This window comes from Bacillus cereus group sp. N11 (assembly GCF_016483605.1).
Classification (GTDB): Bacteria; Bacillota; Bacilli; order Bacillales; family Bacillaceae_G; genus Bacillus_A; species Bacillus_A toyonensis.
In genome coordinates this window covers 104,958-130,449 of record NZ_JAEHBN010000014.1, presented here as the reverse complement: position 1 = coordinate 130,449, position 25,492 = coordinate 104,958, and the positions used below count along the sequence as shown (strand labels likewise).

The window sequence follows — 25,492 nt, the reverse complement described above, 5'->3', positions numbered from 1 at the left end:
GGAGGAAGAACAATGAAACATGTAATCGTTTATGCACACCCGAATACAGAAAGCTTTAACCATGCAATTTTAGAAACTGTAAAAAGTGAATTAGAAGGCAAAGGTCATGAAGTACGCGTTCGTGATTTATATGAATTAAACTTCAATCCAGTATTAGGTGCTTCCGATTTCATCTCATTTTCCCAAGGAAACACACCAGAAGATATTAAAGAAGAACAAAAGCATATCACTTGGGCTGATAGTATTACATTCATTTACCCAGTTTGGTGGGCAGGTCTTCCTGCTATTTTAAAAGGATACGTTGACCGTGTATTTAGCCACGGCTTCGCTTATGCTTACGGTGAGAATGGTATTGAAAAATTATTAAGCAGTAAAAAAGGATTGTTATTATCTACGATGGGAAATTCAAAAGAAGTATACACAGCAGGCGGTATGTTTGATGCAATGAAAAAAACAGCAGATGTTGGTATTTTTGAATTTACAGGCATTGAAACACTTGAGCATACATTCTATACAAGTGTTCCTTCTGTGGATGACAGTGTGCGTAAACAATACCTTGAAGAAGTTAAAGATGTAGTGAATCGTGCGTTTTAATAAAAAAACTCCGGTTATAACAACCGGAGTTTTTATTTCATCATCAATTTCGGAATATATCTTTGAAGAATGCTTTCTAATTCATTCATATCTTCCTGTCTAATAAGTAAATTCACATTATCATTCATTTTTTCTCGCCCGCGATATAAAAATATATTTTCTTTTGGATTTTCCCATGTTGATGTTTTATAGCCTTTTAATTCTTCGTATGAATAATAGTTCAATCCGTCTATTACACCTTTTTCATATATTTGTACACTTTTAATAAGATGGATCGCTATTAAAATCATAAAACAACTTGCTACAGCATAACTACCTGACTGAATGAGAAACTGTTCAAGTGTGCCAATATCACCACTTACGTATTGAGCATATATATACATACATTGTCCGATAAAGTACGCTGGTCCAAGTAAGGCAATCCAACGTCGTTTCACCCGAGGATATGCTGCAATAAGCTTTCCCGCGCTTTTTTTCATTTCATTTATTTTATATATCTTCCGTAGAACAAAGAATAAAACACATAATGTAAAAATAAACATAATACATGACATCCAGTACACTCTTATTTCCCCATTTACATCATTACATATAAATTTTACATTTTATATCCCTATAGTACATATGCAATTGTGCATAAAAAAACAGGTAACCTCTTCCGGCTACCTGCATTTCATTACATCTTCTCAATCCACTCCGTCAAGTTATGCACAACTTGTGTCGGTTGTACTTCGTATTCTGTTAACTTCTCCACAGTTGTGACTCCAGTGTGGACAAGAAGGGTATGCATACCAGCATTTACTCCCGCTAAAATGTCCGTATCGTAGTTATCCCCAACCATTAATGCCTCATCTTTTCCTATGCCAAGCACTTTTAACGCTTGTTCCATAATGATTGATTCTGGTTTTCCAATAAAGATTGGCTCCACACCTGTTGATACTGTAACAACTGATGTTAATGAACCGTTACCTGGTAATAATCCACGCTCAGTTGGAATAGCAATATCTCCATTTGTAGAAATAAACGTTGCACCGTTACGTACAGCAAGACATGCTTTTGCTAATTTTTCATATGTGATGTCGCGATCTAAACCAACAACAACGAAATCAGGGTTTTCATCCACAAGTTCAAATCCTTTTTCCACAAGAGCATCATGTAAGCCTTCTTCACCAATCATGTATACAGTTGCATCTTGTTTACGTTCATAAATGAAATTCGCTGTCGCCATACTCGTTGTGAATACTTGCTCTGCTTTCGCTGGAATATCGAAACGAACAAGTTTTTCTGCAACTTGTTCTGGTTTACGAGTTGAGTTATTCGTAACGAATAAATACGGAATGCCGCGCTCTCCTAATGCTTTCACGAAGTCGCTTGCTTCTTCAATTTGTTCTTCACCACGATACATCGTACCGTCTAAGTCAATTAAATAACCTTTATACATCTATTATGTCTCTCCTTCTATGCTAGAGTTCTCATCTATCATACCACTCTTATATTACCCCCTTTTCCAAAAGAAAAAAACGCTTTACCTTAAAGCGCCCCAGAACGTTCATTTTTTCTCTTTTACTTGGTAAGAACAACTACAATCACCCTCACACATGTTTGCTAGCGTATTTACATCTGCATTCGCAAATAAACGCTTATACATCTCTTTTTCATCTGCACATACTTGCGGGAATCTCTCTGCAATTTCCTTTAACGGACAGTTTTGCTTTTCAATTACGAAAGAGTTCTCTCCATCTCTCTTTATTTGAACCATATAACCATTTTTCTCTTGCATTGCTGCTACCTCTTGCACTTTATATGCTAAGTTCTTTTGATTACTAATTCTCTTTTGTAATTTTTCTTCCATTCGCTTCGTTCTTTCTTTCAAAACGTAACGAAGTATTTTTTCATCGCCCATTCGAGCTAAATCTTCTAGCATATCAATCGCAAATTGCTTATATTCTTTCGGGAATGTATCTTCTCCCTTTTCACTTAACCCGTACAAATAAGTTGGTCTTCCGACATGTTGCCTGACCATCTTAGAATAAATGAACCCATCTTTCTCAAGATTACTTAAATGTCTTCGAATCGCCATTTCTGTAATCTCTAAAACGTCAGCTAATTCTGCTACCGTATGTTCTCCCTTTACTTTCAACAATTGGACAATCTCGTCTTTCGTAGTGCGTGCTTCCCCCATGCTTTACCCTTCTCCCTTCTCCCTTTTCCCTTTTCTTTCTCACATACAATATAAGATCCCCAAAAGGTATTCCCGGGGATCTCATAAGCATAATTATTCTGGTACAAATGCAGATACAGGCCCTAATTCCTTCTCTAAATAACTGCGAATATTTGCCGGGTAGTTCTCTACCACCGCAATATGTTTTTGAATCGTCTTATATAATTCATCATGATTCATTTGAATATAATCTTGCGTAAGCATTTTTCGAAGAAGGATAATTTCTTTCATTCCTTGTCCTTCTTCTGCACTTATCACTCGCTCATCCATTAAAATATCGATAATATCTTCATAGCTTCCTGGATCGCGCATAATAAATCCATCAATCATCGCATTCCCTACATCTAATACGCAATCAATCATAAGATGGGCTATGCGCTCTAATGCATAAAATTCAAACTCGGTTTCATATATCTTCTTCTCTTGAAATGTATTTGTTGCTCGTTCTAAACATACTAGCATTTGTTCTATTTTTTTTCTGTCTACGAAGTACATTCATGTCACCTACCTGGAAATTAAAGCATTTACATTTTAATTGTAACGCTTTCTTCTGAAAAAATCGACAATTTTTCGAATTCACCTTTTCTCCGTTATTTGTTATAGTTATATTTGTATGATTTTTGAAATTGGAGGAATGAAATCTTGGAACGTGAACTCGCACTAGAAATTGTCCGTGTAACAGAAGCAGCAGCATTAGCATCCGCACAGTGGATGGGCCGCGGAAAGAAAAATGAAGCAGATGATGCAGCAACTACAGCTATGCGTGATATGTTCGATTCAGTAAACATGGCAGGTACAGTTGTAATTGGTGAAGGAGAACTTGATGAAGCACCGATGTTATATATTGGTGAAGAACTAGGAACAGGTAACGGTCCAGAAGTAGATATCGCCGTTGATCCATTAGAAGGTACAAACATCGTTGCAAAAGGTCTTGCAAACGCAATGGCAGTTATCGCAATCGCAGATAAAGGAAACCTTCTTCACGCTCCTGATATGTACATGGAAAAAATCGCGGTTGGTCCAAAAGCAGCTGGTAAAATTAGCTTAGATGATCCAATTGAAAAAACAATTGAAATTGTAGCAGAAGCTAACAATAAAAAGATTCGTGATCTAACAGTTATCATTCAAGAACGTGAACGTCATCAAGATATTATTGACCGTGTTCGTGCAAAAGGGGCTCGCGTGAAATTATTTGGTGATGGCGATGTTGGTGCATCAATCGCAACAGCACTCCCTGGAACAGGTATCGACTTATTCGTAGGTGTTGGCGGAGCTCCAGAAGGCGTTATTTCTGCAGCAGCATTAAAATGCCTTGAAGGTGAAATGCAAGCTCGCTTAGTTCCAATGAACGAAGAAGAAGAAGCTCGTTGTCGTGAAATGGGATTAGAAGATCCTCGTCAACTTCTTATGTTAGATGACTTAGTATCTGGTGATGATGCAATCTTCTCAGCAACAGGTGTTTCTGCTGGTGAGTTATTAGACGGCGTGAAATTCCTAGGCGGAGATTTAGCTGAAACATATTCTATCGTTATGCGTTACAAAACAAGAACAGTACGTTTCATTAAAACGCATCACCATTTAGATCATAAACCACACTTAAACTTAGATATTTAATAAAGGAGCCATGTGTATGGAAGAACGTTTCTTTCTGTACGACGATACTGTCGCTACAAAAACTCGTTTCGTTAGCTTTATGGGAGAAAATGAGCGTCATGATTTAGCGCTTTTATACTCCGATCGTCATTACGGTAAAACAATTGTCCTTGATATGCAGAGCAATAAATTTGCAATCATCGGTCCTGACGATTTAAACGAACCAGGCTACTTAGAGCACGCATTTTCTATGACTGAAGAAATTGCAGAAGAATTACGCTCATTTTTATTTGAACTTATATAACTTATCTCAAACACCAGCTATTTTAGCTGGTGTTTTTTCACTGTAATTATTTTGAATTTTCAATCTCTCGTGGTATACTTATGTACAAATCTATTTGGATAGAAAGGACGTTATCTACGTATGCCAACATTTACTTTGTAATGGACCAGCAATTGGATAGCATTACTCTCAAAAAAGCACGGTGCTTTTTCAAGGGAGTAGTCTGCCCATTCCCATTACAAAGGAACGTAACGCATCTGTAGTATGATGTTTACGGAGGTTCCTCTTTGGGGAACCTCTTTTTATTTTTGTCTACTTCTCATGTCTTCATACTACAAGACATCCAAATAGCTGTATTACGTTCCTTTACCACTACTATAAGAGGTGAAGGAAAATGCAGAAAGTACAACTTTCTTGGAGTTTATATGAAAATCAGCAAAACACAATCGAAAAATATTGTAAAAATTGCGGACGTAATACCCTATTTACTGATACGAATATTCGCAGGCATAACGCCAATGGAAAAAACATATACCGCTTTGCCATTTATAAATGCCCGAACGATCATACGTGGAATCAAAAACTGCGCATTTATAAATCATTTACTGATCATGTCGAAACAATCGATATGATTCAGCAAGACCAAACAGAAACAACTACTACCATTTCTATGACACAACATAAAGAAAGTGGCATAGTTGAAATCACGATTGTATTAGACATCGTTTTTGGCTCCCACCGAATTGATAAAGTGTTATCCACATATATTTCAGATTGGAGCCGTACTACCATTGTGGATAAAATTAAAAGTGGGGATATTCAATTGAACGGACAACAAATGAAACCAAATAAACAACTCTCTGAAGGCGATTATATTTCAATTTGTTTATAAGGAGGTGCCTCATGCTAAACGTGAGAAAAGGTACGATGGATTTATTAGACGAATTAGATGGAATGTATACAGAATGTAAAAAAGCGCTATTACAAAATCAAATTTACCAATGGGATGATTCTTATCCAGCTCGAGAACATATTTCCTATCACTTAGAACAAGATGAACTCTATTGCTTGTTTGAGGATGATTCACTCGTTGGTGCTGTCGTGTTAAACGAGTGGCAGTCTCCCGAATATAAACGAATTGATTGGTCAGAAACAGACGGACGCTTTCTTATCGTCCACTCTTTCGTTATCCATCCTCTCTCGCAAGGAAAAGGATATAGTAAAGTACTTTTATCTTTTTGGGAAAGTGAAGCAAGACGGGAAGGTTACAAAGGCATACGCCTAGATTGCTTTACTCGCAATCCGGTTTCATTAAGTCTATATGAAAAAAACGATTATATTTGCCAAGGTGCTGTTTATTTTGAAAGTAAACAGCCTCCTCACAACTGGTATAATTGCTATGAAAAAATCCTCTTACAATCGTAAGAGGATTTTTTTATTTCTTCACTTTTCGTAATACGAAGTGTGCACAACCGAAGTTACAGTACTCGTATAAATACTCTGATAAAGTACTAATTTTCGTATCATATGTCGCACGTTGGTTACTATCATCAAAGAATCCGCGCAATCTAAGTTGCTCATATCCCCAGTCTCCAACGATATAATCATATTTATTTAAAATTTCTGCATAGCGCTCTTTAAATGCTTCTTCACTAAAACCGTCACGAAAGTTTTTAATTACTTCGTACTGAACATTATTAATGCTCACCGTAGCATGAATTTCTTGCTTTTGCTCCATCATTAACTTCCTCTCTAAGCATTCTTCTTTTTATCGTATCACAAAGCATAACAACCAACAATTTCAAATACAAAAAATTGCAAATTAGTACATGCTATGGAGAAGGAGGTGATACATCGTGAAAAAACAAATTTTACTTTCCCTTCTCACTCTTTCCCTATTTGCAGGCTGCCAATCAACGAATAAAGCCGAAATGGAACGTGAGGAAGGAAGCCGTGTTCTTGTTTCCAACAAAAACGACATGTATCATACGGAAAATACAAATACACGATTAACGAGAGTCGGTTATTCATCTAAACAAAAGCATGAAGTATCTAACAAACAAGTAGGAGCCATTAACCGTGAGAAAGTTGCTGAAATGATTACAAGCATGACAGTCAAACTTCCTGACGTTACAAACGCTGCTACGCTCGTTACCGATGATGAAGTATTTGTTGTATACCGTGCAAACACAACGGATCCGAAACTCGTAGCGGATCAAGTATATAAAGCTGCTTTGTCCATCGTTCCTCGCTATTATAAAGCATATGTATCGACAGACCAAAAGTTGATTTCTCAAATTCAAGGACTTCAATCAGGTAGCTTAAATGATACAGAATATACGCAAAGCCTCGATATGTTAAAACGGGAAATGAGTAAAAATCCTCATTTGAACAATACAGAGGATCAGACTTTAAATGATATGATTAAAAAGTAAAACAGGTGGAGAAAACCTCCACCTGTTTTACTTTTTATTTTTTATTACGATCCGCATAAACCTCCATCGCATCACACATAAACTGTGCTAACCCTTCGCCAAACTTATCAATATTTTTCGTGAAGCGCTCATCAGCGACGTACATTTGACCGAGTCCCTTGAAGGCTTCTAATGAATATTCACCAAAGTTTTGCAAGTAATCATACCATACTTTAATAGCTTCTTGTGCCTCTTTAGAATCAGGTGCACCATGTCTAAGCGCTGCTAAATTTCTGTAAATAGTATTAAACTCTTCCTGATTCTCTTTTGACATACCTTTTGCATATTCGTTCGCTTTATCTACAGTTGTATCTCCCCATCTTTCACGCGCTTCTTCTTCATATGGGTTATGGCTAAAATCAAATCCTTCAAATTTCTCTTTGTTCGTCATTTCAATCTCTCCTTTTGTATGCTGAATTGTTTTATCAATCGTCGCAATCACCTTATCTAACCTCGCACGTTTTTCAAAAAGCATTTTCTTATGAAGCTGTAATGCTTCTTCGCGATCAAATGACGGACTCATGATAATTTCTTTAATTTTCTTCAAAGGGAAGCCTAGCTCTTTAAAAAATAAAATTTGCTGCAGTGTCTCTAAATTTTCGTCAGAATACAGACGATATCCAGATTCTGTCGTCTCGTCTGGGGTTAACAACCCAATTTCATCGTAATGATGCAGTGTGCGCACACTAATTCCAACTAAATCAGCTACTTCTTTTACTCTCATTGTCATTTGTATCTCCCCCTTAATACATACGATAAAGTATGACGCAACGTTAGAGTCAATAAGTAAATTCATTTTATCCCTCTATTTGCGAGCAGTAATACCCTCACCTCAAAATTCGGGGAATAGACAACACTCCCATTGATTAAAGTTTCAATTTATCTCTAAAAGTTTCATCTCTCCCATATTTCATGCATAATAGATATGTACATATATTAGAAAGCGGTGAAAGTATGGTTTCAAATACTGTAATTGCCAGCATCATTATGCAACTCGTTGTTTCGGTTCTGGTCCCAATTATTGTACTCGTTTATTTCCGTAAAAAATATAATATTAATTGGAAAGTGGTCGGAGTTGGTGTTCTTATCTTTATCGGATTTACCCAAATTCTCGAAACACCATTTCATCTATTTATGCGCGGTAATCCAGCAATCGCTCCATTTTTAGAAAATCCATTTGTCTTCGCACTTTATGGCGGGCTAACTGCTGGTATTTTTGAAGAATTAGGACGCTTCGTTGCCTTCTTCTTCCTACTAAAAAAATATCTAGAATATAAAGATGGCTTTGCTTACGGAATTGGTCACGGCGGGATAGAATCTATTTTAGTTGGCGGATTCTCTGCATTGCAAACTCTTATATTCGCAAATGCTATTAACGATGGTAGCTTCGCTCAAATGGCAGAAAAACTACCTCAATTAAACCTTGTAAAGGACATGTTAATCGAGCAGCCTGCCTATTTTTACTTCCTTGGTAGCGTAGAAAGAATTATGGCACTCGTATTGCAAATTGCCTTTACAATGCTTGTTTTATACGCAGTAAAACAAAAGAAGTACATCTTCCTTGTATATGCTATATTATTCCACGCATTCGTAGACTTTTTCGCAGCACTTTACCAAACAAAAACGATCAACATCTTTGTTGCAGAAGGGATTACTCTTCTACTAACAATTTGTGCTCTCGTTGTGATTCGCAAAATGAAAGTGAAATTAATGAGTGTGCCGGAGTAAAAAATAACCCACCAGTTGGTGGGTTATTTTTTACTCCGCACTAACGGGCGGTAGGACTCTCACCTCAAAGTTCGGCAAATGCAGAGAAGTTAGGCGAGAGATCAACTGTCCGTAACTGCCCGATTGGTTCAACTAATAATCAGTGGACAAATCCCCCACTGATTAAAGTTTCACTTTATAAGGATTATCACAATGATGATAACTTTTGCCCTCTTGCAGCTCCCTCTTTGTTTCTGCATCTATAACGATATACTTATAAAACTCTTCTACTTCATTTTGAGTAAAAGAAGCAAAGAAGTACACTTGGCAATCAGGGTGAACAAAAAATCTTGAAGCACCACTCTACTTCGACAACCGACAGCTGTTTTTTGTAGGAAAGAAAATTCTTCATCAGGCACTTCTTTAAATAAGATTTTTTTCCGAACACTATATGCTGCATTTTTGTATTCTTTATAAATTTTCTTATCTAACTGTTTATAAAACACATCCTCACTCACAAATGGCTTATTTCGATTGCTTGGATAATCTAACTTTTCATTGGATTCTGCATATGTTGTGGATAATTGCATAAGAAAACAAATAATGAATACAATGCACATCATTTTTTTCATAGTGGCACCTCAATTTTTCATTATCCACATTACTTTTCCACATATTTAAATCCATATGCTGTTTCCAATAAAAAGGAATTATTTCTACATTTGTCGAAGTATATAGCGTCAACTTGAAAGATGGGGATGAATTATGAAGAAAATTATTGTAATACGACATTGTTCCGCAACTGGACAAAAACGTGATGCCGAATTAACGACTGCCGGAAAAAATCAAGCTAATATCCTTGCTACATTCCTTTTAGAAAATCAGCTACAAATAGATCATATTATTTCGAGCCCATTTGTCCGAGCTATCGATTCTATTCGGCCCTATGCGCTCCAAGCTAACCTATCTATCGAAGAGGATGAACGATTAGCTGAACGTATATTAAGCAACGTTCCCATGGATGATTGGATGCCAAAACTAGAATCTACTTTTACAAACATAGATATTGCCTTTTCAGGCGGAGAGTCAACAAAACAAGCGACGGACCGTGCTATATCGCTTATCCAAGACGTTTTAAAATTAAACCATACTACAACACTACTCATTACACATGGAAACTTACTTACACTCATTTTAAAGCACTTTGATCATACGATCGGCTTTAATGAATGGAGAACTTTAACGAATCCTGATGTTTACGAAATTACAATCGGTGAACAAAGTATCATAAAACGATTATGGGAAGCGTCGTCCAAGTAGTATCCCTTTCCGAAACACTCAGTTGACGCCACGAGAAGAGACTGTATTAACAATAGAGAGGGGTATCATTCCATATGTATGAAGATGTACTTTCTTTACTACATAAAACAAATATTTCTTATGAAAAGTTTGAACACGAGCCAGTGCTTGATTATGAGACAGATCGTATCGTGCGTGAAAGACTCGGTTTGCAAGGTACTCCAAGTAAAAGCTTATTTTTAAAATCAAAATCCGGAGATTATTTCGTATTTTTTACGTTAGAGGGTACTCGGCTCGACCGAGGAGAAATGAAAAAAATAACAGGAGAAAGCTTATCACTTTGCTCTCCACATGAGTTACGAGAAAAAACTGGTTGCACCCCTGGCTGTGTAGCTCCTTTCGGTTATTCACAAGATGTAACGATTATTGTGGATAGTTCCATTTATACGTACGATAAAATTTTGATTACACCTGGTGTACCCGAATTTACAATTGAATTATCCACAGAGGAATTAAAAAAAATTGTATTCACATGCCCAAATACTGTTTTAGAGTACAAACAAAAAGAGAGCTAATGGTTAGCTCTCTTTTTTCATTATTTGGCTTCTGCTGTTTTTTCTTTTGCAGAACGTACTTGCTCGTCCGCATGATAAGAAGAACGTACAAGTGGGCCAGCTTCACAGTGGCTAAATCCTTTGCTAAGTGCAATTTCTTTAAGCTCTGCAAATTCTGCTGGTGGGTAATATTTAAGAACTGGTAAATGCTTCTTAGATGGTTGTAGGTATTGCCCAAGAGTTAAAATATCCACATTGTTTGCACGTAAGTCATCCATTGCTTCAATTAAATCTTCTCTCGTTTCACCTAAGCCCACCATAATGCTCGATTTAGTTGGAATATCAGGCTGCATTTCTTTCGCTCGACGTAAAAACTCTAATGAACGTTCATATTTTGCTCTAGCGCGAACTCGGTCAGATAATCGACGTACTGTTTCAATGTTATGGTTTAAAATATCTGGTTTTGCATCCATTAACATTTTTAAGTTTTCTTCTACTCCACCCATATCAGATGGTAATACTTCGATAGACGTGAATGGGTTTTTACGACGTACTGCGCGTACTGTTTCAGCAAAAACAGCTGCTCCCCCGTCCTTTAAATCATCACGTGCAACCGCTGTTATAACGACGTGCTTTAAGCCCATTTGTACTACTGAATCTGCTACGCGTTCTGGTTCTTGTAAATCAAGCTCAGTTGGTAAGCCTGTTTTAACCGCACAAAAACGACAAGCACGTGTACAAACCGCACCTAAAATCATAAATGTTGCTGTTTTTCTTACAGCCCAGCATTCATGAATATTCGGACATTTTGCCTCTTCACAAACGGTATGAAGATTTTTAGAACGCATCATTTTCTTTAAGCCTGTATAGTTTTCATTCGTGTTTAACTTAATTTTCAACCATTCGGGCTTGCGCTTATATTCTGTTTGTTTTGTCATGGTTATCAACTCCGCACAATATGAAATAGTTTACCGTGTTCGCTTCTTTCAATGTAACATATCTATTCTAACGTATGAAAGCGATTTGCTCAAATGAAGATTCTAAGATTTTTTCCAATCGTTCCCTATAATGAAATACTCCGTATATCCCACACTAAAAAGAGTGATGTTGTGAAAGGAGTCTATTTCATGCTTCGAAAAATTTCTCTTTTGCTTTCTATTTGTTTTCTTCTCCACCAAAACATCGCTTACGGTGAAGATAATCAGCAAAGCATATACGAAAAGCGCATGGCACTATATAAAGAAACCGAGCAGTCTTCAGGCATTCCATGGTATTACTTAGCTGCAATGGATCAATATGAAAGAAATATACGGAGCGTACGAAAAGATATTCCGAAAAAACCAGATGCCATCATTTCCCTTTATTTCAAACCAGAAATATGGGCTGGACCTATCAATAGTAAAGATACTCTCCCCCATACAATTTCTCTATTTGGCGGAATAGGTTTAGATGGTGACAAAGATGGATTTGCAAATGCAAGTAGCGACCGTGATCTTCTGCATACCGCAGCGACTATTTTAAGGAAACAAGGAACGTCAGAAGACCGTATTAAAATTATGCTCTGGGAATATTATAGACGTGCAAAAACAGTTGATTTAATTAGTGAATACGCCCAAATTTATAAACATTATGGACGTATTAATTTAGAAGGAAATGCTTTTCCTCTTCCGATTCGTAGTGACCATAGCTATCGGAGTACTTTCGGCGCTGGAAGAAGTTTTGGCGGCAGAAGGATTCATGAAGGAACCGATATTTTTGCCGGATATGGCGTGCCAGTAAGATCGACTTGCTATGGCATTATTGAAACGAAAGGTTGGAACCGCCTTGGTGGATGGCGCATTGGTATTCGTGACCTTCATAACAATTACCATTATTACGCTCATTTAGGCGGGTTCTCAAAAGAAATACAGCTTGGACAAATTGTTGAGCCAGGAAAAGTAATCGGATTTGTTGGTAGCACCGGTTATGGACCTCCTGGTACAGCCGGAAAATTTCCGCCCCACTTACATTTTGGCATGTATAAAGACAATGGCTATACAGAATGGGCCTTCGATCCATACATGCATTTAAGCTTGTGGGAACGCAAAGAACGAGCAAATACAAAACGATAACCGTAGCAGATTGCTACGGTTATTTTTTATCCCGCTATTTGCCCGGCAGTAAGACCCCTACCTCAAAATTCAGCGAAAGCAAAGGCGTTCGGTCGGTTGGGGATCAACTGCCCGTAAAAGCCCCCCACTGATTAAAGTTTCACTTTATATTCGCTAACTATCCGTTTTCTTTTTATCCGGTACAACAACGCCACCGCTTCCATAATAAGTAGGCACTTCTCCTTGAACAATGCGCGTTGCAATCGGAACATCTTGTTTCACTTTTATTTCTTTCGTATGAAATGGAATAATCACTTGCAACGTTACTTCCATCTCCATAACAATTTGAATCGCTGTATTATTAATCCCATGCGGCTCAATTTTTTGTTTAATATCCGTGTTTACATGACCGATTGTCGTGAAATCAATCGGAATATCTGGCCCCATATTTCCGAAAAGCACATTATCCGTTACACGACCAAAAGGAACTGCCATAGTCGCCCCGTTTTTTTCAGAAATACCTAGCTCCTTCAAATTCCCTTGTTCTACTTGCTGTAAATATTTTTCTATGTATGTGGTCGTTGATGTTACGATTTCATTTACTTGCTTTGTATTTAAATTAATTGTAGATACTCTTCCGTTCCGATCCGTTTGTACTTTCATTAATGAATCGACGTCGAATCCTTCATTAATTCTATCCTTTACCGCCTTCGTCATGACTGCTGTCGCCATTTTATGCGTCTCTACTTCCCCATATTTCATTAACGTTGGCTGAATGCTGTTATTCACAATCCATAATCCTTGCATTAGTAATATCACAAAAAGAATAAATGACATAAGCAGTATGTACCGAAAGGAAATAGGTCCCCTTCGAAACCGCGAATTTTTCGAACGAAATATGCTCATAAAAAAACCTCCTTCTTATATCATTTCTATGCAAGAAGGAGGGACGATATATGCTTATCTCATTTTTAATAACGCTTCTTTTCCAATCGTTCCTACTGGAATACCTAACGCTTCCGCTCCAGTCGTTACGGATTCTAACGGTGCTTCAAGAAGTTGTTCAATCGTTCTTACACCAACCGCACGGCCAGCAATAATTCCCCGATCACCTAACTTCTCATTTAAAAGACCTACATCTAATGCACCACACATAATATATCCTTTATCGCTCATTACAGCTAGCAAATTTGTCTTTGGAAGTTTTACACTAACCGCAATAAACGTATAATTATCGATTATAATTGGCTCCACATTAACCATAGTTCACACTCCTCTCTTTCTTATCTGTATGACAAGAGAAAAATGAGTGTTACAAGTAACTAGCCTATAGTTTGACGGAAGATGTATGAGTTATTAACATGTCTGTTAACACATCTCTAAGTAGTTCTGGCATATAATATTGTTTGTCAGAAAGTGTGGATAGCTCTGGGTATAAGTAGCCGAATGTAAACATATCAATCGTTCCTACCGTATATATACGATCTAACTCTAGCAATTCTCCGTTAATTAATACATCCTCCAGTAAAAGTTTATTGCCTGGAATCGTATCTGGAATGACTTCTACACCAGCGTAAATCATTTTCCCCATCACTTTTCCTCGAAATCCGAATCCTTTCACCTCAAGATTCTCCATATTCGGGCGGCGTGCTTTCAAGATCACTTCTCTTAATGTTTTTCCTGACACTTTCAACGCACATGGATTAATTGGATGTGGACAAATTCTGTGAATATCTCCGCGCGTCACAACACCTTCTTCTAATCCCTCAAGAAGTACACCAGCGTTCACCATTCCAATCTCTGCACCGCACCACGTTTTCAGCGCATTTGCTAACATGTGCGAAAATGATGTCTCATGAAACCAATCAACTGGTAATGATTCCTTTAAATGAACGACAGGCTCTGCCATAATATGCTTACTTTCTTCCTGCAGCATTTCAATTGTGGATAACGGTTCACTATAAGCACCTAACCGCTCTGTCTTAATCGCTCTACCGTCCTTCTTCAACAGTCTCTTCGTCTCTTTATCCACAGTAAGCTGCACGTGCCCAACGTAACGGCCCCACTTTTCACAACAACAAAGTAAAGTATTATTCATAAGAACACCGCGCTCAAATAAATGATGCGTATGTGCACCTAAAATAACATCTATATCATAATGCTCCGCCATATACTCATCCATACTTTTTCCAAGATGCGAAAGGACAACTGTAATATGAGCCTCATCTCGCACTTCTTCTAAAATAGACTCTAAATGCTCGATTGGATCTTCAATGTGCCAGTCTAACATTTGATAAAACTCGGGATATGCTACCGTTAATCCAATAAAAGCAATCGTAATTCCATCTGTCGTTGTATGTAATTTATAAGGCTTTGCCCATGCTGGACGTATACCTTCTTTTTCAAATAAATTCGCGACGAGCACCTCAAATCCAGCATCATCATATAGACGATTCAAATGCTCCTTCGCTAACGTAATTCCTTCATTATTTCCAATCGTTACATAATCATATAACGCCTCATTTAAAAGCTTCGTATTGCCAAGCCCATTCGTCGCTTCCGAAATACTATGAAAACGATCCACATGATCGCCAATATCCACAGTTAAAACAGTCTCTCCCGCTTCCTGTCTTCGCTTTTTCTCCCCTTGTACAAACCGAGAAATTTGCGGCCAATTTTCAAAATGACTATGTATATCGTTTGTATGATAAAGGTGGATGATTGTTTCTTTATTTATATTCAGAGAAAAAACCTCCTCTCAATTCCTTACTGCCATTTACGCTATACGTACGCAATAATCCTGTAAATACTTTTCGTCTTTTCTTGCTATTTTACATTGTACTCGCATTGTGAGAAAAAGCAAAAGATTGTCCTTTTTATATGGAAACTTTTGTTTTTTCTAGTTGGTGTTAAAGGATTTTAGATGGTGAAGTGGGGGATTTTTCAAAAAGTTTAAGAGAGAATTCAGTGGGGGGTTGTTCAAGTGGATTTGTCAGTATCTTTGTCTTAAATCTAGTCGTTCTCTGTTCTTATAAAATGTTTGGGGTATGTGAGGTTTTTCTTTTGTCTTACTTTGTCGACAAATCGATATTCCTTGTCGAAACGTTGATATATTGAAATAATCGTTGATATATTCCCATTTATGATCGATATATTTGAAAAATCGTTGATATATTTAGCCGAACACCCACCCCGGTATCTCTTTCCCCATCTCCGATTGATGAAAGCTTTTACGGGCAGCCCGCCCCCACCTAACTTCTTTGCTTCCACTGAATTTTGAGGCGGGGGCCTTACTGCCCGTTAATGCGGGATAAATAACAAATAAAAAAGCGCCCTGCACAGCAGGACGCTTTCTTCATACATATATTATCCAGTTCTAGCGGCTAGAATAAGCCAATTCCACTTTTAAATATTATCCAGCTTCGCCTCCTAGACCCTCATGTCTAAGAACCTTAGCCAACGGGGCTGAACAGTCGGCTCCGCGTTTCTATTTAACCAATAGAACCTTCCATCTCAAACTTGATTAGGCGGTTCATTTCAACTGCGTATTCCATTGGAAGTTCGCGAGTGAATGGCTCGATGAAGCCCATTACGATCATTTCTGTAGCTTCTTGCTCAGAAATACCGCGGCTCATTAGGTAGAATAATTGTTCTTCTGATACTTTCGATACTTTCGCTTCGTGCTCAAGTGAAACGTAATCGTTTTTGATTTCGTTGTAAGGAATTGTATCAGATGTAGATTGGTTATCCATGATTAACGTGTCACACTCGATGTTAGAGCGAGAGTTTTTCGCTTTTGGTCCGAAGTGTACGATACCACGGTAAGTTACTTTACCACCATGCTTCGCAATCGATTTAGAAACGATTGTTGAAGAAGTGTTTGGTGCTAAGTGAATCATTTTCGCACCAGCATCTTGGTGTTGGCCTTTACCAGCAATCGCGATAGATAACGTTAAACCACGAGCGCCTTCGCCTTTTAAGATAACTGCTGGGTATTTCATCGTTAATTTAGATCCGATGTTACCGTCAATCCATTCCATCGTTGCGTTTTCTTCACAAACCGCACGTTTTGTAACTAGGTTGTATACGTTGTTCGCCCAGTTTTGGATTGTTGTATAACGGCAATATGCATCTTTCTTAATGATGATTTCTACTACCGCACTGTGAAGTGAGTTAGTCGTGTAAACAGGTGCTGTACAACCTTCTACGTAGTGTACGTGTGCGCCTTCGTCTACGATGATAAGCGTACGCTCGAATTGTCCCATATTTTCAGAGTTAATACGGAAATACGCTTGAAGTGGTGTATCAACTTTAATACCTTTTGGAACGTAGATGAATGATCCACCAGACCAAACTGCAGAGTTTAATGCAGAGAATTTGTTGTCTGTTGGTGGGATTACTTTTCCGAAATGCTCACGGAAAATATCTTCGTTCTCTTTTAATGCGCTATCTGTATCTTTGAAGACGATTCCTAGAGCTTCTAGGTCTTCTTTCATGTTGTGGTATACAACTTCAGATTCGTACTGTGCAGATACACCAGCTAAATATTTTTGCTCAGCTTCAGGAATACCTAATTTATCAAATGTCGCTTTAATTTCATCAGGTACTTCATCCCAAGACTTCTCAGATTTCTCAGATGGTTTTACGTAGTACGTAATTTCATCGAAATCTAAGTCATTTAAGTCGCCGCCCCATTGTGGCATTGGCATTTCATAGAACTTATCCAGTGATTTTAAACGGAAGTCTAACATCCACTGTGGTTCTTCTTTCATACGTGAAATCTCTTCAACGATTTCTTTTGTTAAACCGCGTCCAGCACGGAAAATCGAAACGTCTTTGTCTTTGAAACCATATTTGTAATCGCCGATATCTGGCAGTTGCTTCGCCATGTTGGTGTGTCCCTCCTTAGATAACCTCGTTTTTAGGAACCTTTAACATTACTTATCTTCGTTTAAGCCCTTTTCTAACGCTTTCCACGCTAATGTTGCACATTTAATACGTGCAGGGAACTTGCATACGCCTTGTAATGCTTCAATATCTCCTAAATCGATGCTGTCATCGTACTCTTTTCCTAGCATCATATCAGAGAAAATTTTAGAAAGCTGAAGTGCCTCTTCAATTTTCTTTCCTTTTACTGCTTGTGTCATCATTGAAGCTGAAGACATTGAGATGGAACATCCTTCTCCTTCAAACTTCGCTTCTTGCACAATACCTTCTTCTACTTTCATCGTAAGTTGAATACGATCGCCGCAAGTTGGATTGTTCAAGTTAACGGTAACACTATCTTCTAACACGCCATGGTTACGAGGATTTTTGTAATGATCCATAATAACTTGACGATATAACGTATCTAAATTATTAAATGACATTTGTGAAATACTCCTTTGTCTTGATTAGCGATTCAACAAATGTATCAATTTCTTCTTTTGTATTATATAAATAGAAGCTCGCACGTGCTGTTGAAGAAGCTTTTAGCCACTTCATAAGCGGTTGTGCACAGTGATGTCCTGCGCGAACTGCAATGCCTTCCACATCTAATACTGTTGCTACATCGTGAGGATGTACGTCTTCAATATTAAATGTAACTAGGCCAGCGCGATGCTTTGGACCATAAATTGTAACGCCATCTACTTCTGATAGTCTTTCTAAAGCGTATTGCGCTAATTCATGTTCATGCTTTTCAATATTATGAAGACCGATTTCTTCTAGGAAATCAATTGCCGCACCAAGTCCGATTGCATTACCGATAATCGGTGTACCTGCTTCGAACTTCCACGGAAGCTCTTTCCACGTAGATTCTTGTAAGTCTACGAAATCAATCATTTCACCACCAAATTCAATTGGTTCCATATTGTTTAGCAATTCTTTCTTACCATATAATACGCCGACACCTGTTGGTCCGCACATCTTATGAGCAGATAATGCGTAGAAATCACAGTTTAAATCTTGTACATCCACTTTCATATGAGGTGCACTTTGTGCCCCATCAACGATCATGATTGCACCGTTTTCATGTGCGATTGCTCCGATTTCTTTTACAGGGTTAATCGTTCCAAGTACGTTTGACACGTGCATAATAGAAACGATTTTTGTATTCGGTGTAACAGTTTGACGAACATCTTCTAAAGAAATTGTACCGTCTAGTTGAAGCGGAAGGTATTTCAAAGTTGCGCCAGTTTTCTTCGCAACTTGTTGCCACGGAATGATGTTACTATGGTGTTCCATGTAAGAAATAACGATTTCATCGCCTTCTTTTACATTTTCAAGACCATAGCTAGCCGCTACTGTATTTAATGCTGTTGTCGTTCCGCGCGTGAAAATAATCTCTTCCATTGATTTCGCGTTAATAAACTTGCGAACTTTCTCACGTGCACCTTCATACGCGTCAGTAGCTTTCGTACCGAGCGTATGAACACCGCGATGCACGTTAGAATTATATTCTTTATAGTAACGTTCTAACGTTTCAATGACTTGAATTGGTTTTTGAGAAGTTGCTGCACTATCGAAATAAACAAGTTGTTTGCCGTTCACTTTTTGATCAAGAATTGGAAACTGTTTGCGTATTTCATGAATATTCATTAGCGAACTTTCCTTTCAATTACCTCAACAAGCTGTGCTTTTACTCCTTCAATTGGAAGCTCATTTACTACAGGTGCTAAGAATCCATGGATGACTAAACGTTCTGCTTCGCGTTTTGGAATACCACGGCTCATCAAGTAGTATAATTGGTACGGATCTACGCGGCCTACTGAAGCTGCGTGACCTGCCATTACATCATCTTCGTCAATTAAAAGAATTGGGTTTGCATCTCCGCGAGCTTTCTCGTCTAACATAAGAACGCGAGAAGATTGTTGTGCATTTGATTTAGATGCACCGTGTTCAATCTTACCAATTCCGTTAAAGATAGATGTTGCACTATCTTTTTGTACACCGTGTTTTAAAATCCAACCTTCAGAGTGTTTACCGAAGTGAACAACTTTAGTTGTAAAGTTTTGTGTTTGGTTACCACGGCCAATTGTTACTGTTTTCGTATCAGCATATGAACCGTCGCCCATTAAATTCGTAACGTTCTCTGAGATTGTGTTTCCGTCATTCATAAGGCCTAGAGCCCAATCAATGCGGCCGTCGCGTCCTACAATGCCGCGGCGGTTAACGTAAGTTGTTACGTCTTTTGCTAATAAATCAACCGCACCGAATTTCACTTGTGCGCCTTGTTCCACGATTACTTCTGCTACGATATTTGCAATACCTTTAGCATTTTCATTTGCAACATAGTTTTCTACATAAGTTGCAGTACTGTTCGCATCAGCTACGAATAATACGTGGTTATATACGTTAGCTTCTTCGCCGTCTACTAAGAATACAGCTTGAAGTGGAGTTTCAAGAACTACGTTTTTCGGAACATATACGAATGCACCGCCGTTGATTAATGCAGCATGAAGTGCAGTTAGACGATGCTCGTCTACTTTCACGCCGTCTTTCATTAAATACTTTTGTAATAGTTCAGCATGCTCTGTTGCAGCTGTTACGATGTCTGTAAAAATAACACCTTTTTCTTTTGCTTCGTCTGCTAAAGAAACGAACGCAGTTGTACCAGTACGTTGTACTAGTACGCTGTTATTTTCATCGATTAAGTTTTTCACTGCTTCTGGAAGCTCTGTTAAAGAACTTACAGGCTCTTGCTTAGCAGCGTCGCCTTTTCCGATAAAGTCCCATTTTTCAATTTTCGTTTTATCAGGCGTTGGCATTGGAAGTTCTGTTGCTTGTGCAAGAGCTTGTAAGCGGAACTCAGTCAACCAAGCAGCTTCGTTTACTTCGCTAGCGCGCTGACGGATTGTTTCTTGATCGAAAGGTAATGTACCGATTGTCATGTTTATGCTCCTCTCTTACGCTTCTTGCTCTGCTGTTTCGTCTTCAATACCTAATTCTTTTTTAATCCAGTCGTAACCTTCAGCTTCTAGACGTTGTGCAAGCTCAGGGCCACCAGATTTAACGATACGACCGTTCATCATAACGTGAACGAAGTCTGGAGTGATGTAGTTTAATAAACGTTGGTAATGCGTAATCATTAGGCAACCGAACTCTTCGCCGCGCATTTGGTTAATACCTTTAGATACAACTTTTAACGCATCGATATCAAGACCAGAGTCGATTTCGTCTAAGATTGCAATTTTTGGCTCAATCATCATTAATTGAAGAATCTCATTACGTTTTTTCTCACCGCCAGAGAAACCTTCATTTAAGTAACGTTGTGCCATTTCTGGATCCATTTCTAGGAATTCCATGTTTTTATCTAACGTACGGATAAATTTCATAAGAGAAATTTCATCGCCTTCTTCACGACGTGCGTTAATCGCAGAACGTAAGAAGTCAGCGTTTGTAACTCCGCTAATTTCACTTGGATATTGCATTGCTAAGAATAGACCTGCTTGTGCACGCTCGTCTACTTCCATTTCTAATACATCTTCACCGTCAATGATGATGCTACCTTCTGTTACTTCATACTTTGGGTGACCCATAATTGCAGAAGATAAAGTTGATTTACCTGTTCCGTTAGGTCCCATAATTGCGTGGATTTCTCCACCTTTTACTTCAAGGTTTACACCTTTTAAAATTTCTTTGCCGTCAATTGATACGTGTAAGTCTTTAACCGTTAATGTAGAACCAGCCATCTCAATACCTCCATTAATCCTATATATACATTTTAAAAATTCCTAAAACGTTCATATTCTCATTTTATTCTCATTCTAATTTTATATCAAATAAAATGATATCGCAAACGACGAAAAAAAGTAACAATTTTTTCACAAATGTATATAAGTATTTCCTTTGCATCCTTATATGATACACCTTTCTTCTTATATATATAAAGAAAAAAGGACTGGTAAATTCCCAGTCCTTTCCTTACTTTTATTCACTTACCGGAAGTACAGCACCTTTATATTCTTTAGTAATAAAATCCTGAATTTCTTTTGAATGCAATACTTCTACCAGTTCTTTAATTTCTTTTTTCTTCTCGTCACCTTTACGAACTGCAATAATATTTGCATACGGAGAGTCTGATCCTTCAATCGCAATTGCATCCTTTGTTGGATTTAATTTCGCATCAATTGCATAGTTTGAATTAATAAATAAAGCATCTCCCTCATTATTTTCGTACAGCTTCGGTGACAGTCCAGGTTCAACATCTGTTTTAAACTTTAAGTTTTTCGGATTTTCTACAACATCTTTTACTGTCGCCTTAACAACATCTACTCCATCTTTAAGCTTAATAACGCCACCTTTTTGTAATAGTGCTAACATACGGCCGCGCTCAGCCACGTTATTACTCATAATAACTGTTCCGCCCTCTGGCAGGTCTTTTAAGCTTTTATATTTCTTAGAATAAATGCCCATTGGTTCTAAATGAATTTTTCCTGCGTTTACAATTTTATATCCTTTTTCTTGAATTTCTTTATCTAAATACGGAATGTGTTGGAAGTAATTCGCATCAATTTCTTTATCCGCTAACGCTTTATTCGGTAACACATAGTCCTGGAACTTTTTAATCTCTAATTTAATACCCTTTTTCTCTAATATTGGCTGTGCTTTCTCCAAAATAACAGCATGCGGCACGTTAGAAGCTCCAACGACAAGCTTATTTTCCTCTTTTCCCCCGCAAGCAGCTAATGTAAATACAGATAGCGCTGTAACAACTGACAGTATAATCTTTTTCATCTGATATCCCCTTCTCCCCTATAGGTATGTAGTTAGAAAAAAAGAGCCGGCATACACCAGCCCTTCTTCAAACAATTATTCTTTTACAGGAACAACTGCCCCTTTATACTCTTTAGTAATAAAGTCTTCAATTTCTTTAGAATGCAACACTTCTACAAGAGCTTTAATTTCTTTCTTATCTTTATCCCCTTTACGAACTGCTACGATGTTAGCATACGGAGAATCACTACCTTCAATTGCAATCGCATCTTTTTCTGGGTTTAATTTCGCATCAATTGCATAGTTAGAGTTAATTAGAACAGCGTCGCCTTCTTTATTGTTATACACTTGTGGTAATAAACCAGGCTCGATATCCGTTTTGAATTTTAGATTTTTCGGATTATCCGCAATATCTTTCGGAGTCGCTTTAACTGGATCTACTCCATCTTTAATTTTTAAAATACCTTCTTTTTGTAAAATTGCTAAACCACGTCCATGATCAGCAACAGAATTACTCATAATAATTGTTGCTCCGTCTGGAAGCTCTTTTAAGCTCTTATACTTTTGAGAATATACACCAATTGGTTCTAAATGAATCTTTCCGGCTACTTCAAAGTCATACTTTTTATCTTTAATCTCTTTTTCTAAATACGGAATGTGCTGGAAGTAGTTTGCATCTAAATCCTTATCCGCTAACGATTTATTTGGTAATACGTAGTCTTGGAATTTTTTAATTTCTAACTCAATTCCTTTTTTCTCAAGTAACGGTTTTGCTTTTTCTAAAATTTCAGCATGCGGTACGTTAGAAGCACCAACAACAAGTTTCTTTTCATCTTTATCTTTCCCGCCACAAGCAGCTAACCCAAAAATTGAGGTTGAAATAAGTGCTGTAAGTAATAATTTTTTCATTTGAAATACCCTCCTGTTTTCATTATCTTTTATCTATTCGAGTCGTTACACTATCACCAATCCACTGAATGAAAAATACAACTAGCAACACACAAATTGTCGCAACGATTGTTACATCGTTATTTCCACGCTGGAATCCTTCTAAGTAAGCAAGTGTTCCAAGACCACCAGCACCAACAACTCCCGCCATTGCTGTATAGCCTACTAAAGCAATTGTCGTTACCGTAATACCAGATACTAACGCTGGTAATGATTCTGGAATTAACACTTTTAAAATGATTGTGCTTGTTTTTGCCCCCATTGCTTTTGAAGCTTCGATTACACCTTTATCAATTTCACGAAGTGCGATTTCAACCATTCTTGCGTAAAATGGTGCCGCTCCAATAATTAAAGCTGGCAATGCTGCACTAGCCCCGAGAATTGTTCCAAGGATAATCTTTGTGAATGGAATTAATAAAATGATTAAAATGATGAACGGTATAGAACGGAATATGTTTACGAAGGCTCCAATCCCTGTATTAACCGCTTTGTTTTCCCATAAATTATCTTTGGATGTCATAAAGAGTAACAATCCTAAAATGAGTCCTAAAACAAATGTGGCAAGCGCTGCGATTGCCGTCATATATAACGTTTCACCAGTTGCTTCTAACATTTGGTTCCAATCAACATTTACGAGTAACTTATCCATGTGCAATCACCTCCAGCTCTACTTGATCTTGATGTATTCCCTCTATCGCTTGCTGGATTGCTGTTTCCTCACCATTTAAATGAACAACTAAACTTCCGTAAGAACCGTTATTCGTTTGTGCGATATTTCCTTGCAAAATGCTAACTTCTATATCACTGCGTTGCATTAATCTTTGAAGTACTGGTCTTTCTACAGCCTCGCCGACAAACTGCAAGCGAATTACTTTGCCATCTGGATATTTTTCAATTAAACTTTCAATTGTTTCGTTTGTATCTTCAGAATCTGTTAACTGCTGTACAAAGCGTTTCGTAATGTCTTGCTGTGGATTACGGAATACGTCAAGTACTGGACCTGTTTCTACGATTTTCCCTTTCTCCATTACCGCAACACGATTACAAATCTTTCGAATTACGTGCATCTCATGTGTAATCAATACAATTGTTAAACCGAGACGCTTATTAATATCAAGTAGTAAATCTAAAATTTGATCTGTCGTTTCCGGATCAAGTGCTGACGTTGCTTCATCACATAAAAGCACTTGTGGGTTGTTAGCTAACGCTCTAGCAATCCCAACACGCTGCTTTTGTCCACCACTTAACTGGGATGGATACGCGTCTCCTCTTCCTTCTAATCCAACGAGATGAATTAACTCATCAACACGTTTTCTTCTCTTCTCCTTATCAACACCTGCAATCTCAAGTGGAAATGCGATATTTTCGCGTACAGTTCGTGACCAAAGTAAGTTGAAGTGCTGAAAAATCATTCCAATTTCTTGCCTTGCCTTACGAAGTTCACTTCCTGTAATTGCTGAAATGACACGATTTGCAATTGTAATTTGGCCAGAAGTTGGTTTCTCTAACTGATTAAACAGCCTTATTAAAGAACTTTTCCCAGCACCACTATATCCGATAACACCAAATATTTCGCCTTTTTCTATTTTTAAATTGGCGTTATCTACAGCAGTGACATCACCGCTTTTTGCCTTATATATTTTCTTTACATTTTCTAATAAGATCATGATGTTCACCCCTTTTTTGTTTGGATAGACTCCGCAATTTTTTTATTTTTCATGCGTGTAATCTATCGCCATAGCTCCTCTTATTATTTGAATGTCCTCCACATTCAAACAACAAAAAAACCTTTCCGCTTTAGAGAAGCAGAAAGGTTTATATGCGTATATAACAACATTATCCCTCTCTCTCATCTCTCAAAGCATTCGCTTTGCAGGAATTGGCACCATTTCAACATAAGTTGACGGTTGCCGGGCTTCACAGGGCACAGTCCCTCCACCTCTCTTGATAAGAGAAATCAGATTTAATTTTCGTCTGATTTGTAATTTATGAAATTGTCTATATTTTATGAATTGAATTGTATCAATATCCAC

General features: G+C 37.8%; 29 protein-coding genes, 1 pseudogene and 1 riboswitch. Of the genes and pseudogenes, 10 read left to right on the top strand and 20 right to left on the bottom strand.

The window, feature by feature from the left end; translation table 11 throughout:
* Nucleotides 1–12: 12 nt before the first annotated feature.
* Nucleotides 13–594, top strand: coding sequence for an NAD(P)H-dependent oxidoreductase (locus JDS98_RS21965; protein ID WP_099004209.1), 582 nt, complete (start codon nucleotides 13–15; stop codon nucleotides 592–594).
* Nucleotides 595–626: 32 nt separating this feature from the next.
* Here JDS98_RS21965 and JDS98_RS21960 read toward each other — a convergent pair whose 3' ends face one another.
* From JDS98_RS21960 to JDS98_RS21945, 4 genes are all read right to left on the bottom strand, one after another.
* Nucleotides 627–1,157, bottom strand: a complete 531-nt coding sequence (locus JDS98_RS21960) for an iron ABC transporter substrate-binding protein (RefSeq protein ID WP_098710744.1) — start codon at nucleotides 1,155–1,157, stop codon at nucleotides 627–629.
* Nucleotides 1,158–1,270: 113 nt separating this feature from the next.
* A complete protein-coding gene (locus JDS98_RS21955) occupies nucleotides 1,271–2,035 on the bottom strand; it encodes a TIGR01457 family HAD-type hydrolase (RefSeq protein WP_000276473.1) in 765 nt (254 codons plus the stop codon).
* A gap of 108 nt (nucleotides 2,036–2,143) precedes the next feature.
* Nucleotides 2,144–2,776 carry a helix-turn-helix transcriptional regulator gene (locus tag JDS98_RS21950; RefSeq protein ID WP_000503334.1) on the bottom strand — a complete coding sequence of 211 codons (633 nt, stop codon included), beginning with the start codon at nucleotides 2,774–2,776 and terminating at the stop codon, nucleotides 2,144–2,146.
* Between the two features lie 93 nt (nucleotides 2,777–2,869).
* Nucleotides 2,870–3,310, bottom strand: a complete 441-nt coding sequence (locus tag JDS98_RS21945) for a DUF86 domain-containing protein (RefSeq protein WP_000273995.1) — start codon at nucleotides 3,308–3,310, stop codon at nucleotides 2,870–2,872.
* Nucleotides 3,311–3,457: 147 nt separating this feature from the next.
* Between JDS98_RS21945 and glpX the strand changes: the two genes are divergently transcribed.
* The 4 genes from glpX (at nucleotide 3,458) to JDS98_RS21925 (ending at nucleotide 6,116) form a co-directional block, all read left to right on the top strand.
* Nucleotides 3,458–4,429: a class II fructose-bisphosphatase gene (gene glpX, locus JDS98_RS21940; RefSeq protein ID WP_000439085.1), complete on the top strand. Its 972-nt coding sequence runs from the start codon at nucleotides 3,458–3,460 to the stop codon at nucleotides 4,427–4,429.
* Nucleotides 4,430–4,445: 16 nt separating this feature from the next.
* Entirely contained in the window at nucleotides 4,446–4,712 is a 267-nt protein-coding gene (locus JDS98_RS21935) for a DUF3055 domain-containing protein (protein WP_000392613.1), read from the top strand.
* A 373-nt stretch (nucleotides 4,713–5,085) separates the two neighbouring features.
* Complete coding sequence (locus JDS98_RS21930; RefSeq protein WP_001174592.1) at nucleotides 5,086–5,583, top strand: hypothetical protein; 498 nt, start codon at nucleotides 5,086–5,088, stop codon at nucleotides 5,581–5,583.
* Nucleotides 5,584–5,594: 11 nt separating this feature from the next.
* Nucleotides 5,595–6,116 (top strand): GNAT family N-acetyltransferase, encoded by a 522-nt coding sequence (locus JDS98_RS21925; RefSeq protein ID WP_098911483.1) that lies wholly within the window; start codon nucleotides 5,595–5,597, stop codon nucleotides 6,114–6,116.
* Nucleotides 6,117–6,126: 10 nt separating this feature from the next.
* Here the strand turns inward: JDS98_RS21925 and JDS98_RS21920 are convergent, their stop codons facing one another.
* Complete coding sequence (locus JDS98_RS21920; protein WP_000435941.1) at nucleotides 6,127–6,429, bottom strand: YutD family protein; 303 nt, start codon at nucleotides 6,427–6,429, stop codon at nucleotides 6,127–6,129.
* Nucleotides 6,430–6,547: 118 nt separating this feature from the next.
* Here JDS98_RS21920 and JDS98_RS21915 point away from each other — a divergent pair, with 118 nt between their 5' ends.
* Entirely contained in the window at nucleotides 6,548–7,126 is a 579-nt protein-coding gene (locus JDS98_RS21915; protein WP_087969457.1) for a YhcN/YlaJ family sporulation lipoprotein, read from the top strand.
* A 34-nt stretch (nucleotides 7,127–7,160) separates the two neighbouring features.
* Here JDS98_RS21915 and JDS98_RS21910 read toward each other — a convergent pair whose 3' ends face one another.
* Complete coding sequence (locus JDS98_RS21910) at nucleotides 7,161–7,895, bottom strand: MerR family transcriptional regulator (protein WP_097957503.1); 735 nt, start codon at nucleotides 7,893–7,895, stop codon at nucleotides 7,161–7,163.
* Between the two features lie 182 nt (nucleotides 7,896–8,077).
* Here JDS98_RS21910 and JDS98_RS21905 point away from each other — a divergent pair, with 182 nt between their 5' ends.
* Nucleotides 8,078–8,893: a YhfC family intramembrane metalloprotease gene (locus tag JDS98_RS21905; protein WP_002039875.1), complete on the top strand. Its 816-nt coding sequence runs from the start codon at nucleotides 8,078–8,080 to the stop codon at nucleotides 8,891–8,893.
* A gap of 162 nt (nucleotides 8,894–9,055) precedes the next feature.
* On the opposite strand, the pseudogene JDS98_RS21900 reads toward JDS98_RS21905, so the two are convergent.
* Nucleotides 9,056–9,504: pseudogene (locus JDS98_RS21900) on the bottom strand (hypothetical protein).
* 133 nt (nucleotides 9,505–9,637) lie between these two features.
* On the opposite strand from JDS98_RS21900, the gene JDS98_RS21895 reads away from it, so the two are divergent.
* The gene (locus JDS98_RS21895) at nucleotides 9,638–10,192 is read left to right on the top strand and encodes a histidine phosphatase family protein (protein ID WP_097957501.1); all 555 of its coding nucleotides are present in this window, start codon (nucleotides 9,638–9,640) and stop codon (nucleotides 10,190–10,192) included.
* Nucleotides 10,193–10,266: 74 nt separating this feature from the next.
* Entirely contained in the window at nucleotides 10,267–10,746 is a 480-nt protein-coding gene (locus tag JDS98_RS21890; protein WP_097957499.1) for a YbaK/EbsC family protein, read from the top strand.
* A 20-nt stretch (nucleotides 10,747–10,766) separates the two neighbouring features.
* Here the strand turns inward: JDS98_RS21890 and lipA are convergent, their stop codons facing one another.
* Complete coding sequence (lipA, locus tag JDS98_RS21885) at nucleotides 10,767–11,663, bottom strand: lipoyl synthase (protein WP_000166372.1); 897 nt, start codon at nucleotides 11,661–11,663, stop codon at nucleotides 10,767–10,769.
* A gap of 189 nt (nucleotides 11,664–11,852) precedes the next feature.
* Here lipA and JDS98_RS21880 point away from each other — a divergent pair, with 189 nt between their 5' ends.
* Entirely contained in the window at nucleotides 11,853–12,836 is a 984-nt protein-coding gene (locus JDS98_RS21880) for a M23 family metallopeptidase (protein ID WP_199634311.1), read from the top strand.
* A 153-nt stretch (nucleotides 12,837–12,989) separates the two neighbouring features.
* Here the strand turns inward: JDS98_RS21880 and yunB are convergent, their stop codons facing one another.
* The 12 genes from yunB to JDS98_RS21820 form a co-directional block, all read right to left on the bottom strand.
* Nucleotides 12,990–13,721 carry a sporulation protein YunB gene (yunB, locus tag JDS98_RS21875; RefSeq protein ID WP_043322472.1) on the bottom strand — a complete coding sequence of 244 codons (732 nt, stop codon included), beginning with the start codon at nucleotides 13,719–13,721 and terminating at the stop codon, nucleotides 12,990–12,992.
* A 54-nt stretch (nucleotides 13,722–13,775) separates the two neighbouring features.
* Nucleotides 13,776–14,078, bottom strand: a complete 303-nt coding sequence (locus JDS98_RS21870) for a YunC family protein (protein ID WP_000248467.1) — start codon at nucleotides 14,076–14,078, stop codon at nucleotides 13,776–13,778.
* 64 nt (nucleotides 14,079–14,142) lie between these two features.
* Nucleotides 14,143–15,534, bottom strand: coding sequence for a bifunctional metallophosphatase/5'-nucleotidase (locus tag JDS98_RS21865; RefSeq protein ID WP_097957497.1), 1,392 nt, complete (start codon nucleotides 15,532–15,534; stop codon nucleotides 14,143–14,145).
* A gap of 772 nt (nucleotides 15,535–16,306) precedes the next feature.
* Complete coding sequence (gene sufB / locus JDS98_RS21860; protein ID WP_001118824.1) at nucleotides 16,307–17,704, bottom strand: Fe-S cluster assembly protein SufB; 1,398 nt, start codon at nucleotides 17,702–17,704, stop codon at nucleotides 16,307–16,309.
* 48 nt (nucleotides 17,705–17,752) lie between these two features.
* Complete coding sequence (gene sufU / locus JDS98_RS21855) at nucleotides 17,753–18,184, bottom strand: Fe-S cluster assembly sulfur transfer protein SufU (RefSeq protein ID WP_000009523.1); 432 nt, start codon at nucleotides 18,182–18,184, stop codon at nucleotides 17,753–17,755.
* On the bottom strand, nucleotides 18,174–19,394 hold the full coding sequence (gene sufS, locus JDS98_RS21850) for a cysteine desulfurase SufS (protein ID WP_001020759.1): 1,221 nt from the start codon (nucleotides 19,392–19,394) through the stop codon (nucleotides 18,174–18,176). Before sufS ends, sufU begins: the two co-directional genes overlap by 11 nt.
* A complete protein-coding gene (gene sufD, locus JDS98_RS21845; RefSeq protein ID WP_000152176.1) occupies nucleotides 19,394–20,686 on the bottom strand; it encodes a Fe-S cluster assembly protein SufD in 1,293 nt (430 codons plus the stop codon). Before sufD ends, sufS begins: the two co-directional genes overlap by 1 nt.
* 15 nt (nucleotides 20,687–20,701) lie before the next feature.
* Nucleotides 20,702–21,487, bottom strand: a complete 786-nt coding sequence (gene sufC, locus JDS98_RS21840; RefSeq protein WP_000929162.1) for a Fe-S cluster assembly ATPase SufC — start codon at nucleotides 21,485–21,487, stop codon at nucleotides 20,702–20,704.
* Between the two features lie 238 nt (nucleotides 21,488–21,725).
* Entirely contained in the window at nucleotides 21,726–22,532 is an 807-nt protein-coding gene (gene metQ / locus JDS98_RS21835) for a methionine ABC transporter substrate-binding lipoprotein MetQ (protein WP_000720648.1), read from the bottom strand.
* A 75-nt stretch (nucleotides 22,533–22,607) separates the two neighbouring features.
* Nucleotides 22,608–23,420 (bottom strand): methionine ABC transporter substrate-binding lipoprotein MetQ, encoded by an 813-nt coding sequence (gene metQ / locus JDS98_RS21830; RefSeq protein WP_000735082.1) that lies wholly within the window; start codon nucleotides 23,418–23,420, stop codon nucleotides 22,608–22,610.
* Nucleotides 23,421–23,442: 22 nt separating this feature from the next.
* Nucleotides 23,443–24,108 carry a methionine ABC transporter permease gene (locus tag JDS98_RS21825; RefSeq protein WP_000359560.1) on the bottom strand — a complete coding sequence of 222 codons (666 nt, stop codon included), beginning with the start codon at nucleotides 24,106–24,108 and terminating at the stop codon, nucleotides 23,443–23,445.
* Nucleotides 24,101–25,126, bottom strand: a complete 1,026-nt coding sequence (locus tag JDS98_RS21820; protein ID WP_000601773.1) for a methionine ABC transporter ATP-binding protein — start codon at nucleotides 25,124–25,126, stop codon at nucleotides 24,101–24,103. The genes JDS98_RS21825 and JDS98_RS21820 overlap by 8 nt, the downstream gene beginning before the upstream one ends.
* Nucleotides 25,127–25,305: 179 nt before the next feature.
* A riboswitch (SAM riboswitch) is annotated at nucleotides 25,306–25,413 on the bottom strand.
* Between the last annotated feature and the right edge of the window lie 79 nt (nucleotides 25,414–25,492).

Coding starts and splice junctions, on each gene's coding strand:
- JDS98_RS21965 (WP_099004209.1), top strand. CDS start 13: ATGAAACATGTAATCGTTTATGCACACCCGAATACAGAAAGCTTTAAC.
- JDS98_RS21955 (WP_000276473.1), bottom strand. CDS start 2,035: ATGTATAAAGGTTATTTAATTGACTTAGACGGTACGATGTATCGTGGT.
- JDS98_RS21950 (WP_000503334.1), bottom strand. CDS start 2,776: ATGGGGGAAGCACGCACTACGAAAGACGAGATTGTCCAATTGTTGAAA.
- JDS98_RS21945 (WP_000273995.1), bottom strand. CDS start 3,310: ATGTACTTCGTAGACAGAAAAAAAATAGAACAAATGCTAGTATGTTTA.
- JDS98_RS21935 (WP_000392613.1), top strand. CDS start 4,446: ATGGAAGAACGTTTCTTTCTGTACGACGATACTGTCGCTACAAAAACT.
- JDS98_RS21930 (WP_001174592.1), top strand. CDS start 5,086: ATGCAGAAAGTACAACTTTCTTGGAGTTTATATGAAAATCAGCAAAAC.
- JDS98_RS21925 (WP_098911483.1), top strand. CDS start 5,595: ATGCTAAACGTGAGAAAAGGTACGATGGATTTATTAGACGAATTAGAT.
- JDS98_RS21920 (WP_000435941.1), bottom strand. CDS start 6,429: ATGGAGCAAAAGCAAGAAATTCATGCTACGGTGAGCATTAATAATGTT.
- JDS98_RS21910 (WP_097957503.1), bottom strand. CDS start 7,895: ATGACAATGAGAGTAAAAGAAGTAGCTGATTTAGTTGGAATTAGTGTG.
- JDS98_RS21905 (WP_002039875.1), top strand. CDS start 8,078: ATGCATAATAGATATGTACATATATTAGAAAGCGGTGAAAGTATGGTT.
- JDS98_RS21895 (WP_097957501.1), top strand. CDS start 9,638: ATGAAGAAAATTATTGTAATACGACATTGTTCCGCAACTGGACAAAAA.
- JDS98_RS21890 (WP_097957499.1), top strand. CDS start 10,267: ATGTATGAAGATGTACTTTCTTTACTACATAAAACAAATATTTCTTAT.
- lipA (WP_000166372.1), bottom strand. CDS start 11,663: ATGACAAAACAAACAGAATATAAGCGCAAGCCCGAATGGTTGAAAATT.
- JDS98_RS21880 (WP_199634311.1), top strand. CDS start 11,853: ATGCTTCGAAAAATTTCTCTTTTGCTTTCTATTTGTTTTCTTCTCCAC.
- yunB (WP_043322472.1), bottom strand. CDS start 13,721: ATGAGCATATTTCGTTCGAAAAATTCGCGGTTTCGAAGGGGACCTATT.
- JDS98_RS21870 (WP_000248467.1), bottom strand. CDS start 14,078: ATGGTTAATGTGGAGCCAATTATAATCGATAATTATACGTTTATTGCG.
- sufB (WP_001118824.1), bottom strand. CDS start 17,704: ATGGCGAAGCAACTGCCAGATATCGGCGATTACAAATATGGTTTCAAA.
- sufU (WP_000009523.1), bottom strand. CDS start 18,184: ATGTCATTTAATAATTTAGATACGTTATATCGTCAAGTTATTATGGAT.
- sufS (WP_001020759.1), bottom strand. CDS start 19,394: ATGAATATTCATGAAATACGCAAACAGTTTCCAATTCTTGATCAAAAA.
- sufD (WP_000152176.1), bottom strand. CDS start 20,686: ATGACAATCGGTACATTACCTTTCGATCAAGAAACAATCCGTCAGCGC.
- sufC (WP_000929162.1), bottom strand. CDS start 21,487: ATGGCTGGTTCTACATTAACGGTTAAAGACTTACACGTATCAATTGAC.
- metQ (WP_000720648.1), bottom strand. CDS start 22,532: ATGAAAAAGATTATACTGTCAGTTGTTACAGCGCTATCTGTATTTACA.
- metQ (WP_000735082.1), bottom strand. CDS start 23,420: ATGAAAAAATTATTACTTACAGCACTTATTTCAACCTCAATTTTTGGG.
- JDS98_RS21825 (WP_000359560.1), bottom strand. CDS start 24,108: ATGGATAAGTTACTCGTAAATGTTGATTGGAACCAAATGTTAGAAGCA.
- JDS98_RS21820 (WP_000601773.1), bottom strand. CDS start 25,126: ATGATCTTATTAGAAAATGTAAAGAAAATATATAAGGCAAAAAGCGGT.